Origin of the sequence: Psychrobacter sp. AOP5-GZ1-6 (assembly GCF_052376345.1) — a bacterium.
Lineage (GTDB): Bacteria > Pseudomonadota > Gammaproteobacteria > Pseudomonadales > Moraxellaceae > Psychrobacter.
Genome location: NZ_JBQSVP010000050.1, coordinates 1 through 21,416 on the forward strand (window position 1 = coordinate 1; position 21,416 = coordinate 21,416).

Annotated in this window: 20 protein-coding genes; 9 read left to right on the forward strand and 11 right to left on the reverse strand. The window is 42.4% G+C overall.

Annotation, left to right across the window (positions count from 1 at the left end):
- On the forward strand, window positions 1–876 hold an 876-nt coding region (locus tag ACT3RN_RS08305), incomplete at its 5' end, for a BCCT family transporter (protein ID WP_442069690.1).
- Window positions 877–1,067: 191 nt separating this feature from the next.
- Window positions 1,068–2,723, forward strand: coding sequence for a BCCT family transporter (locus ACT3RN_RS08310; protein ID WP_442069692.1), 1,656 nt, complete (start codon window positions 1,068–1,070; stop codon window positions 2,721–2,723).
- 82 nt (window positions 2,724–2,805) lie between these two features.
- Here the strand turns inward: ACT3RN_RS08310 and ACT3RN_RS08315 are convergent, their stop codons facing one another.
- The 9 genes from ACT3RN_RS08315 to dnaQ all read right to left on the reverse strand — a co-directional run bounded on the left by ACT3RN_RS08315 (window position 2,806) and on the right by dnaQ (window position 11,949).
- The gene (locus ACT3RN_RS08315) at window positions 2,806–3,147 is read right to left on the reverse strand and encodes a hypothetical protein (protein ID WP_192518945.1); all 342 of its coding nucleotides are present in this window, start codon (window positions 3,145–3,147) and stop codon (window positions 2,806–2,808) included.
- 226 nt (window positions 3,148–3,373) lie between these two features.
- Window positions 3,374–3,730 carry a DUF3144 domain-containing protein gene (locus tag ACT3RN_RS08320; protein ID WP_192518946.1) on the reverse strand — a complete coding sequence of 119 codons (357 nt, stop codon included), beginning with the start codon at window positions 3,728–3,730 and terminating at the stop codon, window positions 3,374–3,376.
- A 71-nt stretch (window positions 3,731–3,801) separates the two neighbouring features.
- Window positions 3,802–4,968 carry a methionine adenosyltransferase gene (metK, locus tag ACT3RN_RS08325; RefSeq protein ID WP_192518947.1) on the reverse strand — a complete coding sequence of 389 codons (1,167 nt, stop codon included), beginning with the start codon at window positions 4,966–4,968 and terminating at the stop codon, window positions 3,802–3,804.
- Window positions 4,969–5,179: 211 nt separating this feature from the next.
- Window positions 5,180–5,503, reverse strand: coding sequence for a low molecular weight protein tyrosine phosphatase family protein (locus ACT3RN_RS08330; RefSeq protein ID WP_192518948.1), 324 nt, complete (start codon window positions 5,501–5,503; stop codon window positions 5,180–5,182).
- Between the two features lie 24 nt (window positions 5,504–5,527).
- Complete coding sequence (nth, locus tag ACT3RN_RS08335; RefSeq protein WP_192992189.1) at window positions 5,528–6,223, reverse strand: endonuclease III; 696 nt, start codon at window positions 6,221–6,223, stop codon at window positions 5,528–5,530.
- A gap of 218 nt (window positions 6,224–6,441) precedes the next feature.
- Complete coding sequence (locus ACT3RN_RS08340; RefSeq protein WP_192518950.1) at window positions 6,442–7,275, reverse strand: RnfABCDGE type electron transport complex subunit B; 834 nt, start codon at window positions 7,273–7,275, stop codon at window positions 6,442–6,444.
- 86 nt (window positions 7,276–7,361) lie between these two features.
- The gene (nudC, locus tag ACT3RN_RS08345; RefSeq protein ID WP_192992188.1) at window positions 7,362–8,306 is read right to left on the reverse strand and encodes an NAD(+) diphosphatase; all 945 of its coding nucleotides are present in this window, start codon (window positions 8,304–8,306) and stop codon (window positions 7,362–7,364) included.
- 152 nt (window positions 8,307–8,458) lie between these two features.
- Window positions 8,459–10,141: a hypothetical protein gene (locus tag ACT3RN_RS08350; RefSeq protein WP_192518952.1), complete on the reverse strand. Its 1,683-nt coding sequence runs from the start codon at window positions 10,139–10,141 to the stop codon at window positions 8,459–8,461.
- Between the two features lie 149 nt (window positions 10,142–10,290).
- Window positions 10,291–11,949 (reverse strand): DNA polymerase III subunit epsilon, encoded by a 1,659-nt coding sequence (dnaQ, locus tag ACT3RN_RS08355; RefSeq protein ID WP_192992187.1) that lies wholly within the window; start codon window positions 11,947–11,949, stop codon window positions 10,291–10,293.
- A gap of 470 nt (window positions 11,950–12,419) precedes the next feature.
- Here dnaQ and ACT3RN_RS08360 point away from each other — a divergent pair, with 470 nt between their 5' ends.
- Both ACT3RN_RS08360 and ACT3RN_RS08365 read left to right on the forward strand, forming a co-directional pair.
- Window positions 12,420–12,959, forward strand: coding sequence for a hypothetical protein (locus ACT3RN_RS08360; RefSeq protein WP_192992186.1), 540 nt, complete (start codon window positions 12,420–12,422; stop codon window positions 12,957–12,959).
- Between the two features lie 110 nt (window positions 12,960–13,069).
- Window positions 13,070–13,375 carry a hypothetical protein gene (locus ACT3RN_RS08365; RefSeq protein WP_192992185.1) on the forward strand — a complete coding sequence of 102 codons (306 nt, stop codon included), beginning with the start codon at window positions 13,070–13,072 and terminating at the stop codon, window positions 13,373–13,375.
- 78 nt (window positions 13,376–13,453) lie between these two features.
- Here the strand turns inward: ACT3RN_RS08365 and ACT3RN_RS08370 are convergent, their stop codons facing one another.
- A complete protein-coding gene (locus tag ACT3RN_RS08370) occupies window positions 13,454–13,858 on the reverse strand; it encodes a YkvA family protein (RefSeq protein ID WP_192992184.1) in 405 nt (134 codons plus the stop codon).
- A gap of 230 nt (window positions 13,859–14,088) precedes the next feature.
- On the opposite strand from ACT3RN_RS08370, the gene ACT3RN_RS08375 reads away from it, so the two are divergent.
- Window positions 14,089–15,393 (forward strand): LD-carboxypeptidase, encoded by a 1,305-nt coding sequence (locus ACT3RN_RS08375; protein ID WP_192992183.1) that lies wholly within the window; start codon window positions 14,089–14,091, stop codon window positions 15,391–15,393.
- Between the two features lie 42 nt (window positions 15,394–15,435).
- Here the strand turns inward: ACT3RN_RS08375 and ACT3RN_RS08380 are convergent, their stop codons facing one another.
- The gene (locus tag ACT3RN_RS08380; RefSeq protein ID WP_192992182.1) at window positions 15,436–16,458 is read right to left on the reverse strand and encodes a GlxA family transcriptional regulator; all 1,023 of its coding nucleotides are present in this window, start codon (window positions 16,456–16,458) and stop codon (window positions 15,436–15,438) included.
- A gap of 173 nt (window positions 16,459–16,631) precedes the next feature.
- Here ACT3RN_RS08380 and ACT3RN_RS08385 point away from each other — a divergent pair, with 173 nt between their 5' ends.
- The 4 genes from ACT3RN_RS08385 to ACT3RN_RS08400 all read left to right on the forward strand — a co-directional run bounded on the left by ACT3RN_RS08385 (window position 16,632) and on the right by ACT3RN_RS08400 (window position 21,254).
- Window positions 16,632–18,437, forward strand: a complete 1,806-nt coding sequence (locus ACT3RN_RS08385; protein WP_192992181.1) for an acyl-CoA dehydrogenase — start codon at window positions 16,632–16,634, stop codon at window positions 18,435–18,437.
- Between the two features lie 34 nt (window positions 18,438–18,471).
- Entirely contained in the window at window positions 18,472–19,479 is a 1,008-nt protein-coding gene (locus ACT3RN_RS08390; RefSeq protein WP_226945109.1) for an NADP-dependent oxidoreductase, read from the forward strand.
- Between the two features lie 3 nt (window positions 19,480–19,482).
- Window positions 19,483–20,277 carry an SDR family NAD(P)-dependent oxidoreductase gene (locus ACT3RN_RS08395; protein ID WP_192992180.1) on the forward strand — a complete coding sequence of 265 codons (795 nt, stop codon included), beginning with the start codon at window positions 19,483–19,485 and terminating at the stop codon, window positions 20,275–20,277.
- A 212-nt stretch (window positions 20,278–20,489) separates the two neighbouring features.
- Window positions 20,490–21,254 carry an SDR family oxidoreductase gene (locus ACT3RN_RS08400; protein ID WP_225739127.1) on the forward strand — a complete coding sequence of 255 codons (765 nt, stop codon included), beginning with the start codon at window positions 20,490–20,492 and terminating at the stop codon, window positions 21,252–21,254.
- Window positions 21,255–21,416 lie beyond the last annotated feature (162 nt).

Sequence of the window (21,416 nt, forward strand, 5' to 3'; positions counted from 1 at the left end):
AAGCGTTTAAGCGATGTGAATATCGGTTTGACGGCTATTTTGCTTGGTTTTATGGTGGTATTAGGCCCAACGCTTTTCATCTTTGACAGCTTTCTAGAAAACATCGGTAATTATCTTTCAGTGGTTGTGCCGCTAGGTCTATGGGGTGAGGCTTATGAAGGTCAAGACAACTGGCAGTCAGCATGGACGATATTCTATTGGGCATGGTGGGTAAGTTGGGCTCCATTTGTCGGTGTGTTTATTGCTCGTATTAGCCGTGGTCGTACGATTAGAGAGTTTATTCTTGGGGTGTTACTCATTCCCATGACGATACTATTCTTTTGGTTTTCAACGTTTGGTGGTGTTGCTATCCATATGGAGCTGCTTGCTGCTATCGATCCAGCGCTAGCCAGTCCAGGGCTAGTCGAAGCAGTACAAACGGACTTTGGTAGTGCAATTTTTAAATTGGTTGAGTACTATCCATTGGCGCAGCCCATTACTTTTATGATTGTCATTATGATTGTACTTTGGTTTGTGACGTCATCAGATTCTGCAAGTTTTGTTATTGATATGTTGACAGCAGGTGGTGATACTAATCCGCCAAAGATCCAACGCTTATTTTGGGCAAGTACGGAAGGTGTTATTGCAGCTATATTGCTTGCAGCAGGTGGGTTGAGCGCGTTACAAGCAGCTGCTATCGTGGCAGGGTTACCATTTGCTTTGGTGGTATTTGCAATGATGTATGCGTTATTGCGTGGTTTGAGTCGAGATCGACTGATACTATATAGAGCGCAGCAACACTTTATTACTGAAGAATCAGCGGACCATAACTCGGCAGATGAGTTTGCTGACGAGCACTTGTTAAAAGGACCACCTAAGATTGTAAAAGGCGAATAACCATCAAAATAACTGATAATTCTTACATAAGATATTATTAATTAGAGGGTTGGTATAAGTCGTAAAGAGCCCTGAGATACATGAGTATCTTAGGGTTTTTTGTATTTTGAACCGTGGTGAGTGCCTGCTCAGATTTGATAGTTCAAGCATATCTTGGTATGGTAGCCGGTCCAAAATATTGAGATTAATACATGGATCATGTGAAAGTTGGTCGGTTAGGCATTTTTCCACGGGTAAGTAGACCTGTGTTTTTAACGTCAGCATTGTTAATTATGGCGTTTATCATCTTCGGTACTCTTTTCAATGAGCAAGCAGAACTTGTCTTTAGTCAGGCAAAAGCTTTTGTGTCTTTGCGGTTTGGCTGGTTTTTTATTGTGGTCGTCAATTTAACGTTGGTGATGAGTATCTATATGATATTTAGCCGTTATGGCGATATCAGGCTAGGTCATCAAAACGAAAAGCCAGAATACAATTTGGTCTCTTGGATTGGCATGTTGTTTTCAGCTGGTATTGGTATTGGCCTGATTTATTGGGGGACTGCCGAGCCGCTATATCACTTTATGTCGCCACCGTTAGGAGATGGTGAGACCATTGAAGCTGCTAAACTGGCGATGAATATATCATTTCTGCATTACGGTTTTCACGTGTGGGCACTCTATGGCATGGTGGCATTAGCACTGGCTTATTTTCATTACCGTGTAGGTTTACCGTTGGCCATACGCTCGACACTATATCCTCTCATAGGCAAAAAAATATATGGTCCTATGGGTCATACTGTCGACATCTTAGCAGTATTTGGTACGATGTTTGGTGTCGTGACCACGCTTGGTTTAGGGGTGTTACAGATCAACTCAGGTCTGAATGCTTTATTCGATGTTCCTATTAATACGTCTACTCAGATTATTCTCATTGCATTTATTACTTTACTTGCAGCTGGCTCTTTATTTTTAGGGTTAGACAAAGGCATCAAGCGTCTAAGCAATATGAATATCCTATTCACGGCAGTTTTACTAAGCTTTGTGGTCATCTTAGGTCCAACACAGTTTATTTTGAATAGTTTTGTCGAAAATATTGGCAACTACTTACATCAAGTTATTCCGCTAGGTCTTTGGACAGAATCGTATCGAGGCGAAGAAAACTGGCAGTCGTCATGGACGATATTTTATTGGGCATGGTGGATCAGCTGGTCACCATTCGTCGGTGTGTTTGTTGCTCGTATTTCTCGTGGTCGTACCATTCGTGAGTTTATATTAGGGGTGCTTTTAATCCCTATTACGATCTTATTTCTATGGTTTACAGCTTTTGGTGGTTCATCAGTACACATGGAGTTGATGGCTGCTGCTGATCCTAGTATCGCCAGTCCTGGACTTATTGAAGCGGTTAAAGCCGATACAGGTAGTGCCATATTTAAGCTGATGGAGTCTTTTCCTTTTACGGCTGCCATGAACGCTCTCATTGTTGTGATGATCGTATTGTGGTTCGTGACGTCGTCAGATTCAGCGAGTTTTGTGATTGATATGTTGACTTCAGGTGGTGATACCAATCCTCCAAAAATTCAGCGTCTGTTTTGGGCGGGAACTGAAGGGATTATTGCAGCGGTATTGTTGGCAGCAGGTGGCTTACAGGCTTTACAAGCAGCTTCTATCGTTTCAGGTTTCCCTTTTGCTATTGTCATCGTTATTATGATGTATTCGTTACTGCGAGGTTTGAGTCGAGATCGTCTGATACTATATCGGAACCAACAGTGGTTCGTTACTGAAGAGTCAGCAGAGCATAATTCGGCCAATGAGTTCCGTGATGAAGAGCTGCTTACAGGTCCCCCTGACTTGGAAACCTATGATAATTAGTTGATTGTATAAAATAATGTGATACTCAAAAGCCCTCACTTAATCACAAGTAAGGGCTTTTTTTAATGTTGTTTATACTAGGTTACGAGCATTGCCCTTTGACATAGCCTAATGCCGCAGTTGTGCCACATGCTGAGCATGAGTTACCCGCAGTACGATAGTTGAGCCCTGCATCAGTTTTTATCGTGACACAGACAGGGTCGTATTGTGCGGTACACATTGTTTGTTCAGGATTATAGGGCGGACATTTTGTAAAAATATTGTCGCTAGGCACTGAGTGATTGTGTTCAGTGCTATGAATAGGGTGTGTAGGCGTATCAGACGAACCTACACCTTGGATGTTACTACAGCCAGTCAACGCGATGGTTGCAGATAAACCTGATAATAATAAGCGTGATCGCCATGATTTTAATAAATAGTTCATAGTAATACGTCCTTATAAAAGATAAATTCCGATAAATTCCTGTTATCGATAGTTAGTTTCAACCATGTTATAAATCAAATGGTTTCAATCCATATTATCCTATTTATGAGAAGTCATCTACTAAATGATAATTAACAAAAAACCCAAGCTTAATCATAAACTTGGGTTTGATTTTATTGCTATAAAATTTTTGGACATTCTAAAAAATTAGTGAAAGACCATTGTATTATTCTGCTGATTTATCATCTTGGTTAAGCTGAACGTATTGGTCAAAATTTTGTGCATAATCCGTTAGGTTATCGCTGAGCATTTGGCGATATTGTTTCACATAAAATTCAACGATATCGTCTTTTTCCTTGGCAAAGTCATCACCTTTGACGAATCCAATAGAAGCGACTGAAGCGCTATAACGTGCAGCTGCATATAATAAAGAAGCGCCTACTTGTCCTGAGTGAGCGTCAGGGCTCAATTGGCTATTTGCCATACCAATAATAGCATCAGCACGTTGGTAAAACGCTTGCATTTCAGGGGTGATTTCAATATTGGCATCAGTATCGTTGTTTTGAGTAGTGTCTTGAGACATGAGCTGCTCCTAATAAGTATCGATAAATTTTAGTATATAAAAACGGTCTGTAGAAATCTAAAGCAAGGGTTTTATAAACCAGCATCTGCCTTCAAGATTTCAGCTTTGTCTGTTTTTTCCCATGTAAAGGCAGTCTCTGAACCTGGACGGCCAAAATGACCGAAGGTAGCAGTTTGCTGATACATTGGTTGCAATAAATTCAGCATGCGGGTAATGCCGTAAGGGCGCAAATCAAAATGGGTGCGAATCAGACGAATGATTTCATCGTTGCTGATTTTGCTAGTACCAAAGGTATTGACAGAGATAGAGGTTGGCTCCGCGACCCCAATTGCATAGCTGACTTGAACTTCACAGCGATCAGCAAGTCCTGCAGCTACGATATTTTTTGCGACATAACGTACCGCGTAAGCAGCACTACGATCTACCTTTGAGGGGTCTTTACCACTAAAGGCACCGCCACCATGACGAGCCATGCCGCCATAAGTGTCGACGATGATTTTACGACCAGTGAGACCAGCATCACCGACAGGGCCGCCAATCACAAACTTACCAGTTGGGTTGATGTGGTAGCGTGTACCAGCATGTAATAAATTAGCTGGTAATACTTGCTTGATGATAGATTCCATCACGGCTTCTTGTAGGTCAGCTTGAGAGATACTAGGATCGTGTTGTGTTGATAACACTACTGCATCAATCGCGACAGGTTTGTTGCCATCATACTTTAGTGTAACTTGTGCTTTGGCATCTGGGCGTAACCAAGGCAGATCTCCTGCACGGCGTAGCTCAGACTGGCGCTCCATTAAACGATGCGCAAACTCGATAGGGGCGGGCATCAACACGTCGGTTTCATTACTGGCATAGCCAAACATTAAGCCTTGGTCACCTGCACCTTGTGCTTCAGGGTCACTACGATCAACACCTTGGGCAATCTCAGGAGATTGTTTGCCGAGCATATTAATCACTGCGCAAGTCTCACCATCAAAACCTAAGTCTGAATGGTGATAGCCAATGCCGTTAACAGTATCACGAACGAGACGCTCTAAATCGATATTTGCCGTCGTAGTGATTTCACCAGCGAGTATTACAGCACCCGTTTTTACCAAGGTTTCGCATGCCACACGTGCGTGTAGGTCTTCTTGTAAAATCGCATCAAGGATGGCGTCTGAGATTTGGTCAGCCATTTTGTCAGGATGACCTTCACTTACAGATTCTGAGGTAAATAAGTTGTATTCACGCATAAAGGGGTCGCTTAATTGCAGGGACTGTAGTTTACGAACTCAGTCATTATTAAATATATTGGAATAAAAAGACGAAAAGGAATCAAAAAATTATCATATTTTACCGTGTATCGAAGCAAAACTCTAGCAATGGATGGTGTTATGAGGTAACTGGATATTGATTAAGGATGGCAAGGGTCAGTATCTTGTTTTCTTAAAGCATAAATAAATTTTATAGAGATAAATAGCTATCTATATCATCTTGTAAGCATGAGATTAATGCTTTATCCATATAATGATAATCATCAGGAATATCTAAAACAATGATGTTTTTGCTATCAAGCTGATGACGAAACTGTTCATTGATATAGCGCTTATGCTTATTTTCCATCACAAAGACAATATCTGCCCAATGAATATCTTTTATATTGATGTGCTTACGAGCAGAACGGCTGGTACCCGCAGAGCGCACAGACAAATTAGGGTGATTTGAATAGATTTTTTCAGCAGTCGGACTACGCCATTTATTTTTTGTACACACAAAAAGTAGATTCATTAAACCTCTTATCATAAAGCGTGGTTATAGCTCTAAAAACGCTGCTTTGTCCTTAAACATACACTCATCATAGACAGGGCAAGCACCGCATTTTGGTGTGCGCGCTTGACAAGTATAGCGGCCATGTAAAATAAGGTAATGATGGGCATCAACGATGAAATCATCTGGGATACGCTCAACCAGCTTTTTTTCGACAATTAATACGTTCTTTCCAGTAGCCAGACCAGTACGATTACCCACTCGAAATATATGAGTATCGACCGCCATGGTAGGTTGACCAAAAGCAGTATTTAACACCACATTGGCTGTTTTGCGGCCCACACCTGCCAGTGACTCTAAGTCTTTACGGTTGTCAGGTACGGTGCTATCAAATTTATCAATCAAGTCGCGACAGGTCTTAATGACGTTTTTGGCTTTGGCGTTATATAGGCCAATATTTTTGATATAGGATTTCAGACTGTCTTCACCCAATGCTAATATCGCTTTTGGGGTGTTTGCGACTGGATACAATTGCTGAGTTGCAATATTGACACTCACATCGGTGGCTTGTGCGGACAGAATCACCGCAATCAGTAATTCAAAATTGCTGTTGTAATTTAGCTCTGTCACTGGTTCATCAATTGTCGCTGCCAACTTTTCAAAAAACGGGCGCACGTCACGGTTGGGCATTCGTCTGGATGGTGGGGTGTCGGCTGTTTTATGTTTGACGGTTTTACTCATGGTATCTTTACTACTATTTTGGCGATCAGTTATTCAAACTGTTGGCTATCAAGTTATCTGAGTGCTACTGGCTGTCTACTTTTTCTATTATTTTATAAGCTGTTTATGCCTAACTATATCAAACCCAAAAAACACGATTAACTGTGTCAAAATTGCTTAGCCTATTATGCGCAGTACTTGCACTTCTTTATTGGCTACTTTGATTTTTGTAGATGGTGTTATAGCTGTGACAGCTCTTCTTGTAGTGCGTCGAGCTCCGCTTGTTTTTGTGGATTAGCACGAACACTTAACTGCTTCTCAAGCTTTTTAATTTTACTACGAAGTTTAGCCGTTGCAATGGTGTTTTTTGCTTGTGCTTCACTGATGTTTAACGACTGGCTAGCGGCATTGTTGAGTTTTGCCTCGACCATACTAACTACAGGTCTACTATTGTTACTATCGGTAAGTTGTTTGGTGACGCGTCTTAGGTGATTGTGATAGCGTTGTCTTAAATCTTCTTGTTCTGCTATACGCTCAGTCTCAGATACTTCTCGCTCAATCGTGACTAAGTCAATGCAGTCAACGGGACAAGGTGCAATACACAGCTCGCAACCAGTACACAAGTCTGTAAATATCGTATGCATATGCTTGCCTGTACCGACGATGGCATCGACTGGACAAGCAGGAATGCATTTAGTACAGCCGATGCAATCATCTTCACGGATAATAGCGCGTACCTCAGTAGGGCGTTCAGAGGTCGCATCTACGGGCCATTGAGAAGGTGCAGCATTCAGCAGTGCTTCCTGACTATCGATATCGATAATGTCAGCAATCGCATTGGTCACTGGTTGACCACCAGGCACACATTTATTATAGGGCTCATTATTTAGTACGATAGCAGCTGCATAAGGCAAGCAACCATCTGGATGTTCGCAAAGCCCACATTGTGTCTGCGGTAGACAAGCATCGATAGAAGATATTTGCGTTTGTATATCCGCCGGCAGTGTTTCTAGATTTAATGCATTGAACAATATAGGTAAGTTGACTAAGCGAATATTGGCGCTACTTTGCATATAATAAATGACCTTGATATCAGTAATAAGTGCTGACATTATACCATTGACTAAAAGTACAATTATCCATAACGGACTTGTTTAATCTAAAGCGGTATACCTTGTTCGCTCATGATTTGCGCAATCAGCTCATGGGCAATACTGCCTTTGGGTGGTATTCTAGGTAGGTTGGATACATCAAAAAAGTCCGCATGAGACAGCTCATCTTCTTGAATGACAAGATCACCATCTGCATACGTAGCACGAAAACCAAGCATTAAATTAGAAGGAAATGGCCATGGCTGGCTGCTTACATAGCGAATATCTGACAGGCTGATGTTCACCTCTTCTGTTACTTCACGAACGACCGCATGCTCTAAGCTTTCTCCAACTTCTACAAAACCTGCAATCAAACCATACATAGGTGGCAGTGTTTGCTGTCCATGACGGTGATGATGGGCGAGCAAAATTTGCATTTCGCCAGTGCTTGGATTCGGCCGAGTAATGGCGGTAATGACACAAGGTTGTACACGTGGGTATTGGTGTAGTTTGCATGCCGGACAGACCATCGCGCGCTCAGATTGTTTGGCATGAGTCGTGGCATTGCCACAACGACTGCAAAACTGCGTGTCTGCTTGCCATCGTAGTAATTGAATCGCTTGGCTAAGCTGATCGGATAATGACACAGGTAGCTGGGCAATGAGCTCACGATAATGAACAAAAGCATTACCGCTAGGCTCATCGATAGGGGGCAGTATGATACTGTTTGCTGTTGCGTAATCACAAGTAATAGCAAAAGCCGCTTGTGCGGTAAAATTATCGTCAGTATCCGCTGTTGCGTCATTTACGCTGTCATTACTATTAGATAGCCAATGATTTGGCGCTAGACTCTGGAGCAGAGTGACACAACCAAACTGATATGCTGGTTGAGTCTCGTCATAAATGCTATTTGCATCATTGGGCTGTGGTAATTGAAGTGCTAACGGCCACCAACCATTAGGCGTTTGATGGCATAAAACGCTATCGTTAGTAAATACAAAAGCGTTGGTCATATAGGGAGTTCCAAACAGTCGGGGCAAGTGTATATGATTATAGATACAGACTTATTTAAAATGAAAAGTACAAATGGATATCTTTATAGCAGTGTCTTTGCTGCCATAAAGGTATCCATTTAATAATTAAGCAGAGAAATGTGTAATAAGCCTTAAGCAGCGAGTAGGTGGCTCAAGCTTTGCTGACCGACATCAAGTGCTTGTTTGCTAACAGGACGATTGTTTTCAAAACCGTCTAAATGATGATCGACAGCCATCATGACATCAGCAATACAAGCCAGTGTGTCTTCTTCGATAGATTGTTCATCTTCGATACGTTGTTCTAGATAGTTGGCTAATTGGCTCAACATGCTAGCAGGAGTGGGTAATTGTAAAAACCGCACCGCTCCTGAGACTTGGCGCATCATTTCTGGTATGTTTTGAATATTGAGTATATCGCGCTCCGGCTCTGCCAAATAATCATTGATGGCTTGCTCGGCACTGGCGATGGCACTACGACTTTCTTGTATCAAGGTATCGTTTGCTGTATTGAGCTGATGCAATGAGATATGGGCATTATTCAATGGTAAGTAGATTGCGCCTGGGGTGTGCATCTCTGCCATTGAGATAGCAGCGTTTTCAGCCTGCATCAAGGCCAGTAGCAAGTGATCGAAGTCATCAGGTGTAGGTGCTTGCCAATTATTGACAGCCTCTGCTGCTGTGCTGAGGCTATTGGCCGCATTGGTGAGACCAAGCAAACGTAGTGCTGAGCTCAATGCCGCGAGCTCTTCAAAGATTTGTGCTGTCTGCACATCAACAGGGTTGATAGATTCACCACGTGCGTAACTGTCTACGTTTTCTTTAATAGCATTGATTTGAGTTTGAATAATAGTGTTCAAAGTATCGGTCAGCTTGCGATTAGGACCGAACAAGAAACGTTTCATTTGCTCAAGCTGAGATGCGTCTAACTGATTATCGGCATACTGCTCACGTAGCTGCTGTGCGGCTTCGTTATCCCGTTGGCAAGCAAAACTGACTAAGTCAGCAAAACGTGTATCCATTACCGGTAAGTAGCTTTGGAACTGCTGTTCTAAATAGATGAGCGTATGTTTTTGGCTTAGATTTAGCGGTAAGATATTTGCGATATCAGTGACCGCTGCCGTGGCTGCTTGCCAAAATAAGCTACTGCTGTTTGATGCGACCAATGCACAGGCTGCACTCATGGCATCCAGTTTTTGCTGATCGTCTGGGCTAACACTGCCATCTTGATTCAGTAGCGCGATACCAAGACCACTACGATAGGCATAGGTCAACAACTCACTATCTAGGCCGAGTTCATTAAGCGGCTGAAAGTTTTTTTCAGGATTGGCAATGATGACACTACTGCTACCAAATACTGAAAAATAGTCTGCTGTAATGGCTGTTACTTGTCCATGAGCATTGAGTTTATTGATAACAGGCAGTAATAAAGTAGGCTCTACTGACTCTGTTAATAATACAAATTCGACATAACGATCTAGTGTCATGATAGCTTCTGACAAGTCCATAATCAGATCAGTATCATTATTATCGCCATTATCATACAGTCGTTGTAAACCATCGACGATAGCGATATTTAGAGTTTCTGCACCCACTAAGGAAATAAGCTTAAAGATACAAGACAGCTGCTTTAACACAATAATAGAATCTAATAGCAAAGGCGCCTGAGTGTTGTCATCATTAAATTCACTCAGATGAATTTCAGTATCTTTTAGAGTAACGATAATTTCATCATGTAATAAATGTAGTGAGGGTAGATTAAAGTCAGTAACACTAAGCGTTGGGGCGGCTAATTTCATTTGAGCAGACTGGTCCATAGGAGACTTCCATAATGTGCTAATGGTGATAGTTTCAACAATGATAAAAAAGTATTTATTAATTTATTAGTGATCTTTTAACGCTTTATATAATGATACTCAAGACTATATTGTACAAAAGTCGATATCGCAAGTCATTTAAATGACGACTACATATAGTTTTTTAGCTCAGGGTAGTCTTCTGCCAGTGAAGTGTACCAGTTTTGGTTGGCATTGTTATTCATGGGTGATTCTAATAATAAGGCTGCTAGATTGGCAAAATTAGCATGGGCTGTCTGACCATCATCGGTTTGTGTGTCCTCTTCAATGGCTAGCGTGACCTGCCCACCAGTCATTGCCAAATATACTTCAGCTAAAATCTCTGAATCTAGTAAGGCGCCGTGAAAGGTACGATCTTGCTTACCAACATCTAGACGGCGTACCAGTGCATCCAGCGTGTTTTTTTGTCCAGGATACTGGTGTTTAGCCATGACTAATGAGTCAGTCACTTGTACTCGCTCAGAAAAATCATTCAGACCGACTTTTGCGAACTCCATATTCAAAAAGTTCATATCAAACGTAGCATTATGAGCGATGATTTCGGCACCGTCCATAAAATCATAAAGCGACTGGGCAACTTGATCAAATGTTGGTTTGTCGGCTAAAAATGCCTCAGAAATACCGTGAATGCGAATAACTTCTTCATCCATGCCACGCTTTGGGTTGATATACACGTGTAATTTTTCGCCAGTAAATTTACGGCCGACCATTTCTACGATACCCACTTCGATGATTCGATCACCTTTTAATGGATCGAGACCTGTGGTTTCAGTATCCATAATGAGCTGGCGGTTAGATTCGTGGCGATGTATAGGCTTAGGTAACAGCGGCTTAAAGTGTGGATTGGCACGACTGGTATCACCATCGAACTTTGGTACATTGTTCTCTGCATTATTTATGTTTGAATCAGTATCCATATTTGACATAGGGCTATGGCTCGTTGCATCAGTCAGGGGCGTTTGAGCTTCTGGCATCGCTGTATTACTCATTGGTTGGCTAGCATTATCATGATAGTCATTCGTTTTTGTATTTCTTTCCGGATCACTTGTATTACTGTCATTGCTTTTATCATTATAAGCTTTTGGTGACGCTACTACTAACGCTTCGTCTAGTATGTCTTCATCTAATAGCTCGTCTTCGAAACCATCTAAGCCGAGTGGATCGAACTTTAGCCAGTCATCCTTAGATGGTTCTTGTACTTCATTGGTCATTATTTGAGCTTTTTTTTTAGCGGTATCTGATGAGTCTATCATCGATACTTCTTCACTACTGGAGGTTACACCTAGGTTTGCCAACTCATCTGCTTTTTCATTACCTGCATGTCCAGCATGACCTTTTACCCAGTGCCAATCTACTTCTCGTTGTTGGCATAGGGTATCCAGTTGTTGCCAAAGGTCTTGATTGGCGACCGGTTTCTTACTGGCTGTTTTCCAACCTCTTTTCTTCCAACCTTCAATCCACTCAGTAATGCCTTTTTTGACATAACTAGAATCTGTCCAAATCTCAAGAAGTTGCTCATGTGGGCTATGAGTAAGTGCTTTTATCGCACCCATCAGCTCCATGCGATTATTGGTGGTCTCTTTATCTCCACCGTACAAATCTTGCGTTTGACCATCACTAAAAATAAGATGTGCACCCCAACCACCAGCACCAGGATTGCCTTTGCAGGCACCGTCAGTATAAGCCACTGTCGTATTTGGTTTAGCGGCCAATGGATTTATCGTATTATTCATATTGGGTGATGGCGCCGAGGTGCGATTGTCTGACATAAAACAGTATTGACCTAATAAGTGATGATGTAGTGTATTTATATAGATTTGACTATATCACTCTATATGCTGGGTTTGAGTATAACAAATCTACCATTAAGATGGACAGTCGTAACGCACAAAATCGTAAAAGCACATATCATCATAGTAACTTTTACATTTTCTGTTAAAATAGGCGGGCTTGCCATAAGCCTTATAAGATAAATAATCGCAGGCCCTAGGATGTGTTTTTAGTTCAATCGATAGTCATTTAAATGGGTTAAAAATGGCAAAATCTTGCCAAACAGTGTTAAGTAGTTGACTAATATCTCGATACTATCTGTGCTACTTTGCTTGTTTTACGGCAATTTAGCTCATTTTTATCAGCATTTTTAAAACGAGGACACACCCTAGTAATATGCCCACCACTACTATTTAATTATCATTTTTTTTCATAAAAATCTAATGCATGAATGCAGGATAATCTTATTATGTCCTTACGCTCAACCGTTTTTTATAAAAGTCTTATCCTCAGTGTTACTGTGAGCAGTGCGCTGTTTTTGAGCGCGTGTGATGATGATCCGCAACGTGGGGCAGAAGTAACTGAATCAATAGACCTCTCTATTTTTGAGGGATGTTATACGATCAGTAATGATGAGCCTGCCCAGATCAAAGTCAGTCAGAAAGATGGTTCATGGATAATGCAAATGAAAGAGCCCACCAGTGCTGAGCGTATTTGGGATGATCCTGAGTCGTTAGAATTGATAGAGAGTAGTGAAATACCGAATTTTTTCTCCATTGATCCTGATAATGTCGATGCTGTCATAGGTCGTCCTGATAGAGTATTGGTTTTGGCTCATATCAAACCGGTCTATGCTAATATTGATCCGCTACTAGACAGTGAGTATTTGTCCTATATTTATCGAGGAGCTAACACTATCTATCGAGTAGAGTGCGATGAGATTAATACCGATATTGCAGGTGACCCACATGCTAATATCATCATTGAAAATGTCAATGAAGGCACTTAGAATGAAGGCGCTTAGATCGTCATTGATTTGAGTAGTGCAAGTCACAAGTAGAGTGAGTCATTAGCAGTAAAGTTGTGTTATAAATCGTTATATCATTAGAGTCAGGACATATGAATTTTTTAAGTTATGTGGTGTTAGGCGGGTTTGCTTATGCAGCAGGGTGGGCGATCAAGACGCATGTACTCGAAAAGAATCCTGACGCTAAGCAGGCTTATAATTTAAAGCATCCAACCATCTTAGCGTATTTGGGAGGGTTTTTTATTATTATGCTGATCGTCTCGTGGCTGATTGGTCGCTATGCATTGGGACATGCCACTATTGATTTGCCTTTTATTATTGTCAATAGTCTCGTTGCGACCTTCGTTTATTCATTCGGTCTGAATCCTGAAAAAGCCAATTACGATGTGCCTGATTAGCGCCTGTTAATCGGGTTGTCCGAAAATAAGCCACCACTGATGACTCATTTCTTCAGTTGTGGCTTTTTTGATTATGGTTTATTTTTTCACATTAGCATTGGTTTTGGTGGTTGACTGGCTATCTTTCCACACTTGATATTTTTGTAAATCTTTTTCGATCAATTTCAAGCAGAATTTTAGTACCAAAGCATCATCGATATGACCGATAAAGGGGATAAAGTCAGGAATTATATCAATAGGGTTTAGGGTATACAGCAAACCGACAATACCTGCCGAAATCGTCTTGTAAGGAACTTTCCGGTAATCGCCTTTATAGTAGTCCTTGAGCAAGCTCATAAACAGCAACAAATCTTTGGTGAAGTGCTCAAGATAGCTGTCACTCTTTAGTTTGTTTTTGAGCTTATCTTCTTTACCAATCAAGTATTCTACATCTGAGTCAAGTACATCATTTTTGTCTTGTTTGTCGTTTTTTTTAGCAAACATCGGTATTCTCCCTATGTTCTTACGATGAATTCTTGTCCACTATAACAAAGTCATCACCGTTATGTGGTTTGTCTCAGTAGCGAAAAAGTAAATATGGGCAAGGGTTCGGCAACTATCAGCGCAAAAAACTGTCTACAATATACGGCTATGTGCTTTAAGCCAGTAAGCGGCAAAGATAAAGATGGCTTTACCAGTATATAAAAACAAAAATGATAAGGTAGTAGCGAGATATGAGCGCCAAAATACAATCACTAACAGATGATAATAAAAATGGTCATACGGCGATTGAAACGAAATCTGGATTGAACCGTCGCCAGTTTTTGCGTCAAGCTGGCGTGAGTGCAGGGGTAGGGTTATTAGCGACGCACAGTATTACTCAAGCATTGGCTTCTGATACGTTAGATTCTGGCACATTGTCTTCTAGTAGTACACAGTCTTCTAGTAGCACACAACTCACTAAAGATGACCTACCGTCTACGCTAACGGCTGATGATTCACTAGCGCGAATATCATCGACACAGACAAGCTGTATCGCGCCTACGATTGAGACACGACTGTTTGCCAGCTCAAACGTCGGTGGTAGTAAAGACCGTATCCAATTGGCACTAGAACGTATGGCATGTGCAGGTTTCAAGGTCAATAATCCAGTGATTACCAATCGTCAGTATCTGCGTTTTGCGGGAACCGACTCGCAGCGAGCCAGTGATCTGCAAAACATCGCGACTGGTGCTATTGCGGCACCTAAGCTGCTATTGGGCGTCCGTGGTGGCTATGGTGCCATGCGCATATTACCTATGGTGGACTGGTCGACACTTGGGCGTATCATGTCGGAGCGCGGTACGATACTCGCAGGCTTTAGTGATGTGACCGCTATTCAGTGCGCATTATTGGCAAAGGGTAACATGAGCTCGCTTGCTGCGCCGATGCTCTATAGCGAGTTTGGCAAGACCCAACCTGACCAAGTCAGCTGTCAGAAATTTGTGGACGCATTAACCAATCCTAACCTAACCATTACTATACGAGATGCTGCGTTAACCAGTCAGCAGCTTCCTGCCATATTGACAAAGGGTGAGCCAAAACCATTAACGGGTACTATTTGGGGTGGTAATCTGAGTGTGGTGTCAGCGCTGGCAGGTAGTGAGTATTTACCACGTATTGATGGCGGTATTGTGTTTTTAGAAGATGTCGGTGAGCAAGCGTATCGTATTGAGCGCATGCTATATGATCTGTATTTGGCTGGCGTGTTCAAAAACCAGCAGGCCATTGTGTTTGGTGCATTGTCTGGTATAGGAGAGGATAGCTATGACAAACGTTATGATGCTGCTACCGTGGTGCGTCAGTTGCATAAATTAACAGGATTGCCTATTTATAGTGGTATGAGCTTTGGTCATATTGGACAAAAGCGCAGCTTTCCTCTTGGAGCAACCTGTCAGCTTACACCAAATACAACTGGCGGCTATCAGTTGGCATTTACTGACTATCCAACCATCAAAGCAGAAGCTATCCATGTCGAAGGATTGTGGCAAGCGGTTTAGGCATTAGACAAACCCTATAAAGTTAGCCATTAAAGAACCGTGTTAAATCGCCAACCGAGAAAACTTTTCTTGATATTCTTTTGGTGTCAGCTCAGTTGCGCGCTTAAATAAGCGGGTGAATGAAGAGATATCATCGTAGCCGACTTGGTCAGCCAGTGATTTTATCGTCACATCCCCCAACTCTAGTAAGCGTTTTGCTTGTTCAATTCTGACGGCCTGAATATACTCAATGGGTCGCATGGTCACAGCAGACTGAAAGCGCCGGTTCAATGTGCGTGGCGTGATATTAGCCATTGCCGCCAAGCTACTGATTTGAAGCGGCTGTTGGAAGTTTTGCTCAATGAACTCTTGTACCTGCTTAACCAGTTGATCTGAATGTGGTTTGTGTAACGTCACATTGGTATAACTGTTCTGATTGCCTCTTTTGCTATCGATAATCTGAGTCTTTGCTACTTGGGTAGACACCTCACGCCCACAGTATCGTTCAATCAATAACAATGCTAAATCATAAAAAGCACTACCGCCCGCCGCACAAAAAATATTGCCTGATTGGTCTGCTGACTGGCCTTTTGATTGGGTGACAAACTGATTCTCTTGTAAGTCAACCAACGGAAAGTCTGCCTTAAATTTACTCGCATAGCCCCAGTGAGTGGTCGCTACCTTATTATCTAATAACCCAGCAGCAGCTAGAAAAAAAGCACCGCTACAGTTGCTAGCAATATCTGACTTCGTGTCTGCCAATCGTTTTAAATGCGGTATTAACGTTGCATTTCGGCTCAATACTTTATCGATTGAATCACCAATAGTCGGAATTAATAATAAATCGCATTCAGTTATGTTTTGAATGTCGCAATGTGCTTGCATGATTAAGCGATTACTACACCTGATATCAGCACCCCCTAAGCTTGCAATCTGCACATCAAATCTGGGCTCTACAGGTTCATCCAAGAATCGCTGCCAACTGACTCCAGTAAATGAAAAGATATCTAAGGCACCTGTCAAGGCGCTGCCAAGCACACCATCGAATCCCAAAATAATGACTTTAAAAGGTTTGAAGTAAGGCATGGGCGTTTGCGACTCCTGTGATGGGTTTTGTCCAAAAAAGGTGTTTGTTTGCTAAATATTTCTAGATGTATGTCTTATTTGACCATAATTATGTCATAAATGACAATACGGTAAGGCGTTAAATTAGATTAATATCGATTGATAACCAAATTTAATCAGTTAATGAGAATATTATGGCCGCAGATACCCTCCTCAATGATTTTGAATTACCCTTTCAGTTGTATGATGTACTAGGTACAGAATCACTTACTGAGCATGCAAAGTTTTCAGAACACAACCGCGAGACATTCGATGCTGTGTTAGAAACGGCAAATAAGATTGCGACAGATTTATTTTTGCCACACAACCATATTGCCGATAAAAACGAGCCACAGTTTGATGGCAAAAAGGTCAGCATGATAGATGATGTCAAAGTCGCTTTTGATGCGTTCCGTGAGTCTGGTTTTATCGCTGGTCGTTATCGCTTTGAAGATGGCGGCATGCAGCTACCTGAAACAGTAATGACGGCAGTGGCAGGCTACTTTATGGCAGCCAACCCATCAACCACTGCTTATCCATTCTTGACCACTGCTGCGATTAATGTCATTTCACACTTTGCCAGTGATGAGATTAAAACTGCTTTTATGCCGCGTATGTTGACAGGTGAGTTTACGGGCACGATGGCATTAACAGAGCCGCACGCTGGCTCATCGCTTGCTGATATCAAAACCACGGCGGTAAAACAAGACGATGGTACATACCGCGTAAAAGGCAGCAAGATTTATATCTCAGGCGGTGATCATGAGCTGTCTGATAATATCGTCCACTTAGTATTGGCCAAAATCCCGGGTGGTCCTGGCGGTGTTAAAGGCATCTCTTTATTTGCCGTCCCAAAGTATCGTTTAAACGAAGATGCATCAGTCGGCGAACGCAACGATGTACATCTAACAGGGCTGATTCATAAGCTAGGCTATAGAGGTACGACCTCTACGGCACTGAGCTTTGGTGACGAAGGTGACTGCCATGGTTACCTGATCGGAGAAGCACATTTCGGCTTGCGCTATATGTTTAAAATGATGAACGAGGCACGTATCGCAGTTGGTTTTGGCGCGTCGATGGTTGGCTATCGTGGTTATCAGTACTCACTTGATTATGCTAAAGACAGAACTCAAGGTCGAATTGCCCCGAACAATAAACCTGAAGATGCGGCCACCGCCATCATCAATCATGGTGATGTAAAGCGCATGCTATTGGCGCAAAAAGCCTACTCTGAAGGTGGTATCTCATTGTGCTTATACGGCTCAAACCTAATTGACCGTATCAATACTTGTGAAGACGAAACACTAAAAAATGAGCTAACTGAACTATTAGATTTGCTAACCCCAGTATTAAAGGCGTGGCCATCTGAGTATGGTCCAAAAGCCAATGACTTAGGTATTCAAGTATTGGGCGGCGCGGGCTATACGCGTGAATATCACGCCGAGCAGTTTTGGCGCGACAATCGCCTAAACCCTATCCATGAAGGCACAAACGGTGTGCAGGCATTAGATTTGTCATTTCGTAAATTATGGCAAAAAGGTGGTCTTGGTATTCAAATTCTAAAACGTGAGATTACGCAAGATTTAGAACGTATCACTACGCCTGAGAGCGCACAGCTTGCAGGTAAGCTGATGCCTTATATGGATCAGTTACATGAAGTGCTCGTGCATTTAGGCAAAGTTCTACAGACAGAAGAAGCTCTAACTTTAACTGGTAATGCTCAAGCGCTGATGAACATTTTTGCTTCAATTGTACTGAGCTGGATTTGGATTCGCCAAGCCAGTAAAGCTGAACAGCTATTAAGTACGACGCAAGATATTGAGCAGCAGAATTTTTATAAAGGCAAAATACAAGCGGCTAAATACTTCATCGATTGGGAACTACCGTTAGTTAAACGTGACATTGAAATTTTAACCAACACCAACTCGGTTTGCACTGATATGCAAACAGATTGGTTCTAAAGACGACTCTAAAAGCAACTCTAAGGAAAGAGACATGACAATGATAAATAAACAATGGCGACTAAAAGCAAGACCTGTTGGCGCGCCAAGCGCTGAAACTTGGGACTATACCGAGACGGAAATACCGACGATTACCGATGGTCAGCTACTGATCAAGGTCGAATACATCTCTATCGATCCGGCGATGCGTGGTTGGCTAAACGATGCCAAATCTTATATCGCACCGGTACAGATTGGTGATGTCATGCGCGCTGGTACTGTAGGCGAGGTGATTGAAAGTAAGCATGAGAAATTTGCCGTGGGTGACTATGTCGCAGGTCACGATGGCGTGCAGTCCTATGCCGTCAGTGATGGTGCTAATCTGTATAAAGTTGATCCAAAACTAGCGCCTTTGCCTTATTACTTGGGCGTACTCGGTATGCCAGGTATGACAGGATATTTCGGTCTGATAAAAACAGGTCAGCCAAAAGCAGGCGAGACCGTGGTCGTCTCTGGCGCTGCTGGTGCGGTGGGTAGTTTGGTCGGTCAGATTGCCAAAATTAAAGGCTGCCGAGTCGTTGGTATCGCGGGCGGCGCTGAGAAATGCAAATTTTTAGTCGATGAGCTTGGGTTTGATGCGACGATTGATTACAAAAACGAAGATGTCAAAAAAGCATTGAAGAAAACCTGTCCAGACGGCGTCGATGTGTATTTCGACAATGTAGGCGGTGATATCCTAAATGACGTACTGACCCAGATTAATCTGCATGCACGTATCGTTATTTGCGGTGCGATTAGTCAGTATAACAACACCTCAGAAGTAAAAGGCCCATCGAATTATTTATCATTACTCGTAAACCGTGCCCGTATGGAAGGCATCGTTGTCTTTGATAATATCAAAGAATATCCAATCGCTATGAAAGACATCGCTGGCTGGATTCAATCAGGTGATATGAAAGTGAAAGACCATATCGTTGAAGGTATCGAGAGGTTCCCTGATACTCTAATGATGCTCTTTAACGGTGAAAATTTTGGCAAACTGGTACTTAAGGTAGAGGGATAGATCATGACACTGAATACAAACGGAATTGCATCAGATGTGGCTAGTAATGTGGCTGGTAAACGAATTTTAATCACGGGCGGCGCCTCGGGTATCGGCGCAGCAAGCGCGTTATTACTAGCCAGTCGCGGCGCACAAGTCGTGATCGGTGATATGGCAGAAAAGATGGGAGAGGCGGTTGCCAAACAAGGCCAAGACGCTGGCAATAGTGTCGTCTTCAAAAAGGTAGACGTGACCTGTGGTGATGAAGTGCGTGCGCTGTTCGACTATGCAGTAGAAACGCTTGGCGGTCTGGATGTGGTGGTGAACAACGCTGGTATCGATCACAAGCCATCCCCAATGCATGAGCTGAGTGAAGAAGAGTTTGATCGCAATATCGCTGTGAATTTAAAAGGTGTTTGGCATTGTATGCGTGCCGCCGTCAATTGTATGCTACCTAATGGTGGTGGTCATGTGATCAATGTGGCGTCTATTGCAGGTCTGCGTTCAGCGCCGATGATTTCAGCTTATAGTGCGGCCAAACATGGGGTGATGGGTCTTACTAAATCTGCTGCCCATGAATATGCCCGCGCCAATATCCGTTTCAATGCGGTATGCCCAAGCTTTATCGATACCCCTATGGTACGCAATACGATGGCAACGATGGATGAGCGTACGCAGCAAGCAACGATCAAAGCCAGCCCGTTACGCCGATTAGGAAATGTCAATGAGATCTCTAATGCGATTGCATGGCTTGCTAGCGATGAGAGCAGCTTTATGAACGGTCATGCCTTTACCTTAGATGGTGGTATGTTGGCCTAATAGTCAGTCATGAGTTATTTACTTATGAGCGTAGGTAATCATTGTGGTATATCATAATGATTACCTATGTTTAAACCTAAATAGTTGAGACCTAAACAGATTTTATCTTTTATACATATTGTTTCTGCATAATAGGTGATGCGTATCAAAGATAAAAATCCGAACTTCACACTTGAATCGTATACAAGCCGTTTTTTAAAACATAAGGAATGATGATGAAAGATTTATTTGATTTAACTGGTAAGATTGCTCTAGTGACTGGTGCTAGCCGTGGTATTGGTGAGTCGATTGCACGTTTGCTTGCCTCAAGAGGTGCGCATGTGATTGTCTCTAGTCGTAAGATTCACGCCTGTCAAGCAGTAGCTGATAGCATCATTGCTGAGGGTCATAAAGCCAGCGCCTTTGCTTGCCATGTGGGTGATATGGATCAGATTAACGCTGTTTTTGAGCATATCAAAAGCGAGTTTGGTCAAATCGATATCCTAGTGAATAATGCCGCTGCAAATCCTTATTACGGCCATATCTTAGATACGGATTTAGCCGCTTTTGATAAGACTGTGGAAGTAAATATTCGCGGTTATTTCTTTATGTCGACTGCTGCTGGCAAAATGATGCGCGAGCAGGGTGGTGGGGTGATCTTGAATACCGCATCGGTTAACGGTTTGGTCGCAGGTGACAAGCAAGGTATTTATTCAATTACCAAAGCAGCCGTCATCAGTATGACCAAAGCCTTTGCAAAAGAATGCGGCCCATTAAACATTCGAGTCAATGCGCTCTTACCAGGATTAACCGATACTAAGTTTGCCTCAGCTTTGACCACCAATGATACCGTGTTAAAAATGGCATTACATGCGATACCTCTAGGGCGTGTGGCTGACCCAGATGAAATGGCTGGTACGGTATTGTATTTAGTCTCTGATGCTTCGAGTTATACCACAGGTGCAACAATCGTTGTGGATGGCGGTATGCTGGCTTAATCAGTCAGCTATCGAAGATAAGCTTAAAAAAAAGTTGCTGTTAAAAACCGCAAGTAACAACCGAATATAAGAGCCGCATATAAAAACTGCAAGTAAGAACCGCATAAGATTAGTTTCTATGCGGTTTTTTTTGATTTAGTTTTGTGATGAAATATCTAAGTA